Annotated in this window: 5 protein-coding genes and 1 pseudogene; 5 read left to right on the top strand and 1 reads right to left on the bottom strand. The window is 75.8% G+C overall.

Annotated features, from left to right (window positions below; genetic code table 11):
* Window positions 1-95: 95 nt before the first annotated feature.
* Both ACWEVO_RS25120 and ACWEVO_RS25115 read left to right on the top strand, forming a co-directional pair.
* Window positions 96-809, top strand: a pseudogene (locus ACWEVO_RS25120) (ATP-binding cassette domain-containing protein); the annotation flags it as partial.
* An 82-nt stretch (window positions 810-891) separates the two neighbouring features.
* Window positions 892-1563: a permease prefix domain 1-containing protein gene (locus ACWEVO_RS25115; protein WP_452309974.1), complete on the top strand. Its 672-nt coding sequence runs from the start codon at window positions 892-894 to the stop codon at window positions 1561-1563.
* A gap of 259 nt (window positions 1564-1822) precedes the next feature.
* Here the strand turns inward: ACWEVO_RS25115 and ACWEVO_RS25110 are convergent, their stop codons facing one another.
* Complete coding sequence (locus ACWEVO_RS25110; RefSeq protein WP_452309973.1) at window positions 1823-2161, bottom strand: PadR family transcriptional regulator; 339 nt, start codon at window positions 2159-2161, stop codon at window positions 1823-1825.
* A 118-nt stretch (window positions 2162-2279) separates the two neighbouring features.
* On the opposite strand from ACWEVO_RS25110, the gene ACWEVO_RS25105 reads away from it, so the two are divergent.
* The 3 genes from ACWEVO_RS25105 (at window position 2280) to ACWEVO_RS25095 (ending at window position 7008) form a co-directional block, all read left to right on the top strand.
* Complete coding sequence (locus tag ACWEVO_RS25105; protein ID WP_452309972.1) at window positions 2280-3263, top strand: DNA primase; 984 nt, start codon at window positions 2280-2282, stop codon at window positions 3261-3263.
* Between the two features lie 40 nt (window positions 3264-3303).
* On the top strand, window positions 3304-5649 hold the full coding sequence (locus ACWEVO_RS25100; RefSeq protein WP_452309971.1) for a transposase: 2346 nt from the start codon (window positions 3304-3306) through the stop codon (window positions 5647-5649).
* 132 nt (window positions 5650-5781) lie between these two features.
* Entirely contained in the window at window positions 5782-7008 is a 1227-nt protein-coding gene (locus tag ACWEVO_RS25095; protein WP_452309970.1) for an ABC transporter substrate-binding protein, read from the top strand.
* Window positions 7009-7124: the final 116 nt, after the last annotated feature.

The raw sequence follows: 7124 nt of genomic DNA, 5'->3' as shown, positions 1-7124 counted from the left end.
CATCAGCCAGAAGCAGTTGATCGACCAGCTCAAGAAGCTCCGCGACCCGGAGCAGCCGGTGCAGGTGATCATCATCGGCATCGGGAACGACGTCATCGGCGCTGGACAACATCGACCTCGACCTGCCCGCCGGCCGCCGGGTCGCCGTGGTCGGGCCGAGCGGCGCCGGCAAGAGCACCCTCGCCGCGGTACTCACCGGCGCGGTACGTCCCGACGCCGGCCGGGTCACCCTGGACGGCACGGACGTGGCCGCGTACCCGCCCGAGGAGCTGCCCCGGGTGGTCGGTGGCCTGCTCGCCGAGGCGTACGTCTTCCACGCCTCGGTCCGGGAGAACCTGCTGCTCGGCCGACCCCGGGCCGACGAGGCGGAGCTGACCACCGCGATCCGCGCGGCCGGCCTGCTCGACTGGGTACGCGAGCAGCCCCAGGGCTGGGACACGGTGGTCGGTGAGCAGGGTGGGCAGCTCTCCGGGGGCCAGCGGCAGCGCCTGGCGCTGGCCCGTGCGCTGCTGGCCGCCCCGGCGGTGCTGGTGCTCGACGAGCCGACCGAGGGCCTCGATCCGGCCGCCGCGGACGAGGTGCTCGTCTCGGCGCTGGCCGCCACCCCGGCCGGGCACTCGGTGCTGCTGATCAGCCACCGGCTCAGCGGGCTAGCGGAGCTGGACGAGATCGTCGTGCTCGACGCCGGGCGGGTGGTCCAGCGCGGCCGGCACGCCGAACTGGTCGCCCAGCCGGGCTGGTACCGCGACCAGTGGCTGCTCCAGGAGGCGGCCGAACGCGGGTATCTCGCCCTCGGCCCGGCCGCCTGAGGCCACCCCGGCGGCACCGCGCACCGGCGCCTCAGGGAAATTCCCGGACGCGGGCGGGCGCGCGGGATGGCAGGGTGGTCGCATGCGGGCGTACCAGGACGTGCTCGTGGAGGAGCGGCTGCGCGAGCTGGCCGGCCGGCTGCGTGGCCCGGCCCGGCTCAAGGCCGACCTGCTGACCGAGGCGCGGCACTCGATGCAGGACGCGGTCGAGGCGTACCGGGAGGGCGGCCTGCCCCGGGCGGAGGCCGAGCGGCGGGCGGTGGCCGAGTTCGGCAGTCCCGCCCAACTCGCCCCGGGCTACCAGGCCGAGCTGGCCGCCGGGGCGCTGCGCCGGCTGGCGGTACGGGCGCTCGCCGTGGCGGTGGTGCTGATGGCGGGCGGCGACCTGACCTGGCGCGGGTCGAGCTGGAGCGACGGCCCCCGACCGCCGGAGGGCTACCTGCTGCTCTCCGCCTCGCTGAACGGGATCTGGAGCCTCGTGGCCGTGCTGGCACTGGCCGCGCTGCTGCTCGGGATCCTCGCCGCCCGGTACCGGTCGTCCCGGCTGCCCGTGCTCGGCCGCGCGGTGGGCTACGGGCTGACCGGCGGGCTGCTGGGCGGCGCGCTCGCCGGCAGCGCGCTGTTCGGCTGGTCGATCAGCCTCTGGGAGGCGGCCCTGAGCTGGCCGCCCATGATCATCGGCGCGGTGCTGGTCAGCGTCGGCTGGTTCGCGCTGGCCCGGGCCGCCCGCTGCTGGCTCCAGGCCACCTGTTGACGCCGGCCCCCGTTTCGGGCTGATCGCCACGGCCCGCCGCCTCGCCGGCCGGTCATGCCCCGGACTGCCGCAACCCGCCGCCTTGCCAGCCGGGCACAACCCCGGACTGCCGCAACCCGCCACCTCACCGGCCCGGGACGCCCCAGGCTGCCGCAACCCGCCGCCTCGCCGGCCCGGGATGGCGCGGACTACCGCATCCCGAGTGGATCTACTCGGCCAGGCGCCGGGGGGGGGCGGGGTGGGTGGAGGCGGGGACCGGTCAGGCGGGGGTGGCGGGGGGTTCGGTGCCGAGGAATCGGCCCACGGTCGCGCTGAACTCACGCCAGCCGGCGCGCTCGCCGGCGAGCGCCCGGCCGCCGGCCTCGGTCAACCGGTAGGTGCGCCGCTCCCGGCCGTTGACGGTGCTCCACGAGCTGGCCACGTAGCCGGCCCGCTCCAGCCGGCGCAGCGCCGGGTAGATGGTGCCGGTGGGCAGGTCGAGCGCGCCGCCGCTGCGGGCCCGCAGCGCCTCGATGATCGCGTAGCCGTGCAGCTCGCCCTGCTCCAGGACCGCCAGCAGCAGCGCGTCCAGATGCCCGTGCAGCGCCTGCGCCTTCATACGTAGCAAGGCTACTTGTCCGCTGGCCGGGACGCCACCGGGGTGCGGCTCCCGCCCTCGCCGGGACGCCCACTAGGGTATGTGCGCAGAGTCACTCGGCGGCCGGATGCGCCGCCGGGTGGGCAACCGACAGCACACGGAGGTCAGCGTGGCCCGCCAGTCGCCCCAACGGCCCGACGCCGACGAGCCCGAGCTCGACGACACCACGACGTCGGCCGCAGATGACGAGGTCGAGGTCGACCGCCCCGCGGCGGACCGGGCCCTCTGGGACGAGCTGCGGATCGATCCGGTCGAGATCGCCCTGCCGTCCGGCACAGGCTTCACCCTGCGGGCGTACCGGCCGGCCCGGGAGCTGACCCCGACCGACGTCGCCGAGCGCGACCAGGACGACCCCTTCCTCGCCCGTCGCCAGGTCGTCGAGACCGAGGACGACGAGGAGGTGGTGATCCTCGACGAGGAGTTCGCCGCGCTCACCGCCGACGAGGACGAGGACGAGGACGAGCGCCCCGAGGGCCGCCGGCGCGGCCGGACCGGGGCGGCCGCCGAGGAGGCGGACGAGGCCGAGACCGACGAGGAAGACGAGGACGAGGACGAGGCGGACGAGGATGCGGGCGACGAGGAGGTGCCTGTCTTCCTCAGCCACCGGGGCAAGCTGCTGCTGTTCAAGACCCCGGAGTCGCTGGTGAGCTTCGTCCGTTCCGGCGCGCCCAACGACCTGTCTCAACTGGACAGCTGGAATGAACTGTCCGAACGGGTGGAACCAGCCGACATTGCCCCGCTGGACGAGGACACGTACGAGCTCGACCTGGTCGTCGAGAACCTTCGCGGCGGCCACGACGCGTGGGATCCGGCGCTCCTGATCGAGGCCGGCGAGATCGCCCGTGACCTGGCGTACGGCCTGCGGCTACCGGCCGTGCTGGACATGCTCTCCGCGGGCTCCAGCCTGGACGACCTGGACGAGGCGCTGCGGGCATCTGTCAACGGCGGAATCGGTGGTTTCCTGGGTCGACGCCGACTCAAGAAAATCGGGGCACAAACCGCAAGTTTGGGTTGGCGCACCATTGTCGGCAAGATCTCTGCCGTTGTGGACTGGCGCGACTGACCCGGACCGGGGAGCATCAGTCTCTGGCAGAGAAAGACCTGTGTCCCGGGAGGAGGACGACGCCGTGGCGCTCGTGCGCGTGTACTGCGGTCTGGCCTCGGCGGATCCGGCCGACCGGCCGGCCTCGGTCGGTTCGACGCTGACGTCCGCTGTGGTCGACGACGCAGGCCGTCTGCTGCATGTCTGCGAGATCAGTGACGACCCGGCGGGTTATGCCCAGCTGGTCGCGCTGCTCGTGGAGCGGTCGGGCGGGCCGAGCGGTGCGGCCATCGCCGCCGACAGCGACGACCACTCGGTCACCTCGCTGCTGAGCGCGGCCGGGCGGCCGCTGGCGATCGCGGACGACGATTCGGTCGACGACTTCGCCGAGCGGTTCGCCGACGACGACTCGCTGGAGGAGATGCAGTCGCCGCCGGTCGAGCGCCGGGCGGTCGGGCTGGCCCGGGCACTCCAGGCCGGCGCGCTCTCCGCGGTCACCCTGCCAGCGCCCCGCGATCTCGCCGGCTACAAGCAGGTCCTCGCCGCGCACGCCGCGCTGACCACCGGGCGGCACTCCGCCGCGGTGGCCCTGCGCGAGGTGCTCCGCGAGCTCTACCCGGCCGCGCTCCGGGCGTACCCGGACCCGGCCGAACCGGTCTCCCTGGCGGTGCTCGACGCGCTGCCGGAGCCCGGCATGCTGAGCGGCACGGTGACCGGCGGCCGCGAGCTCGCGGGCGCCGCGGACGCCGTCGCCGCTCACCTCGCGGCCGAGGGCGTCGCCGACGCCGACACGATCAACGAGGCGGTGACCGCGCTGCGCGTCGCCATCTCCGAGACGCCGCGACGGGCCACCGTCAACCGCGCGCTCACCGCCGCCGTCGCCGAGACGGTGCGGCAGGCGGTCGCCTCCGTCCGGGCCTGCGACGCCGGCTGCGCGGCACTGGTCGGCGCGCTCAGCGCCCGGGTCACCGCGCCCACTCCGATCCCCGGCCGGCGGGCCGCCGCCCGCCGGGGCGAGCAGGTCGGCGACCTGACCGACCTGCACAACACCGGCACGGGGCTGCGGGCGGTCCGGCCGGCCGAGCCGGAACCGGTGGGCCGGCGCAGCCGTCCGGAGCCGGTCTCCGGGCCCGCCGCGCCCGCGTCACCCCGACCCCTCGGGCGGCCGCCGGTCGCTCCGGCACCGGTCACGCCGCCGCCCGTCGCGCCCGCCCCGGTCACTCCCGCGGCGGCCGCCGGCCGGCCGATGTCCGCCCCGCCGTCCCGTCCCGAGCCAGCCGGCGCCCCGCTGCCGCCGCGCCGGGACGTCCCGACCAACCGACCGATCTCCGCACCGCCCCCGCCGCCGCCCGGGATCACCCCGATCGCCCCGGCCCAGCGGGGCAACGTGCCGCCGGCCGAGGCCGGCGAGCCGTTCCGCCCCACGCTCACCACGGCCGCGATCAACAGCGCCCGGGCCGAGCGGCAGCGGACGATCATCCCGCCGCGGCCCAAGACGACCCCGCAGGAGCCGCCGACCGGTGGCTTCAGCGCCACGGACCTGAGCATCCCGGTGCCGGCGCCGCGGCCCGGCCAGGAGTCCGCTCCCCCTGGCTCCCGGGCCAACTGGCCGCTGGTCAACAACGCCGACGACCAGGACGACCGGGCCAAGGAGGCGCCGCCGAGCTACGGGTACGGCGGCCGCGGCGTGGACGCGCCGAGCGACCCGGGCCGGGTCACCCCGCCGTGGCTCGCCGACGACCTGCCGCAGGAGCCGCCGATGCTGCGGCTGGTGGAGCCGCCGCCGCTGGCCGACCGGGCCCTGCGTGACGAGCTCGACCCGCCGACCGACCCGGGCCTGGAGGCTCGGTCGCTGCGGCTGGTCGACCGGGGCGGCGACGAGCGGTCCGACCGGCCCGCCCCCCGCGCCGAGCTGCCCGCCCCGCTGGAGCGGCGTCCCGCGCCCAAGGAGCACCGGCCGCCGCCGGTCTCCGACGAGGGCGACGGCGATCTGCTGATCTTCGCGCAGGCGAAGTCCGCCTGGTTCGTCGGACACGGCGAGGACGCCGACCTCGACTGGTCGAGTACCGCGGACAGCGGCTGGCAGGCGGCCTCGCAGCTGGCCAGCCCGACCGTCGGCGCGGAGACCAAGGCCGGCCTGCCGAAGCGGGTGCCGAAGGCCAACCTGGTGCCCGGTTCCCCGCTGCGCGAGGAGCGTCCACTGCGGATCGTGCGGAACGCGGCGAGCCTCGCCGAGAACACGACCGGCTACTTCCGGGGTTGGCGGCGCGGCCAGGAGATCGGCGGCTTCGCCGTCGGCGGCCGTCCCGGCCGGGAAGCGGCCGGCGGCTGGGACTTCAGCCGGGACACCGGCGATCGCGACGACGACCGCGAGTACGAGTTCCGTTCCGCCGGATACCGGTCCTGATCGGAGTCGTGCGGCTTTCCCGCCGCGTGTTCCTGCCCACACCGGGATAATTTGACGCCGGATCGCGCCGGCCGGGAGCATACCCGGCGAAACAACCGGCGCGGGCGTCGCCGGGGTGGGAAGGCGACTCCATTGGCGACACCGGCATTCGACTCCTCCGTGCTGACCCGTCGCGGCGTCCTCGCCGCGGCGGCGAGCACCCTGCTGCTGACCGCGTGCGGCCGGCCGGGTGAGCGACCCGGCGACCCGGCGGCGAGCAGCACCGCGCCGGGGGGCCAGGAACTGGTGGTCGGGGCCAGCCTCGAGCTGACCGGCCGGGGCGCCGCGCTGGGCGTGCTCCAGCAGCGCGCCCTGGAGATCGCCGCCGAGACGCTGAACGTCGCCGGCTTCCCGGTCGGCAACCTGCGGCGTACGGTGCGGCTGGAGATCCGGGACAACGGCAGCGACCCCCGGCTGGCCGCCCGGCAGGCCACCGAGCTGACCCGAGGGGACGGGGTGCAGGCGCTCGTCGGCGGCACCCTGGCCGAGACCTCCATGGCCATCGTCGGGGTGGCCCAGCAGCTCCAGGTGCCGTTCCTCTCCCTGGGCGCCTGCGACAACATCGTGCTGCCGCTGGCCGAGCGGACCTACATCTTCAAGCTCACGCCGGACGCCGGGGACGTGGCCCGCCGGATGGCGCAGCTGATCGAGTCGCAGCGGGTGCGACGGGTCGTGCTGCTGGCCGCCGAGGGCCTGCACGGCGACTCGGGCGTGCGGGCGGTACGGGGCGCGCTGGGGGCCGTCGACGTCGAGCTGCCGGAGACCCTCCGGCTCTCCGCCGACAGGCGGGGTTTCGTCTCCGCCGCACGCCGGGCGGCGGACGCCGAGCCGGACGGGATCATCATCTGGGGCACCGCTCCGGACTCCGGCAACGCGGCCCGGGAGGTGCGCCGCGCCGGCTACCGTGGACCGCTCTTCTTCGACTCAGGCGCGGTCGCCGAGGGCACCCTCGCCCCGCCGAACGCCGCCGCGGTCGAGGGCGCGTTCGCCGTGCACCCGGCGTGCCTGGCCGGCTCCAGCCTGACCACCAACACGACGGTGGAGACGGCCCGGCGGGACTTCACCTCCCGCTACACCCAGCGGCACGGCACGTTCGGCGGTTTCGCCCCGTACGGCGCGGACGCGCTCCAGCTCCTCGTCGGGGCGGCCCGGGCGGCGAGCAGCGTGGACCGTGGACGGTTGCGGGCGTACCTGCAGAACCAGGTGACCGAGGGCATCGCCGGCGCGTACGCGTTCGCCCCGATCCGGCACGGCGGCATGGAGCCTGACTCGCTCGGCGTCTACGTGGTCAGCCGGGGCAGCTGGACGCCCTGGGCCTGACCGTCCATCCCGGCCGTCCGCCGTGGGCGCTCCCGCCCACGGGCGGCGGTCGTCCTGGCAGCGACGCTGGGCCAGGGACAGCGTGAAGCGCCCGGTGGGAGGAGGCCCCCCGGCCC

The sequence above is a fragment of the Micromonospora sp. NPDC003776 genome (assembly GCF_053605645.1).
The sequence above is the reverse complement of the archived record's forward strand: the minus strand, read 5'-3'. Positions and strand labels throughout refer to the sequence as shown.

Coding starts and splice junctions, on each gene's coding strand:
- ACWEVO_RS25115 (WP_452309974.1), top strand. CDS start 892: ATGCGGGCGTACCAGGACGTGCTCGTGGAGGAGCGGCTGCGCGAGCTG.
- ACWEVO_RS25110 (WP_452309973.1), bottom strand. CDS start 2,161: ATGAAGGCGCAGGCGCTGCACGGGCATCTGGACGCGCTGCTGCTGGCG.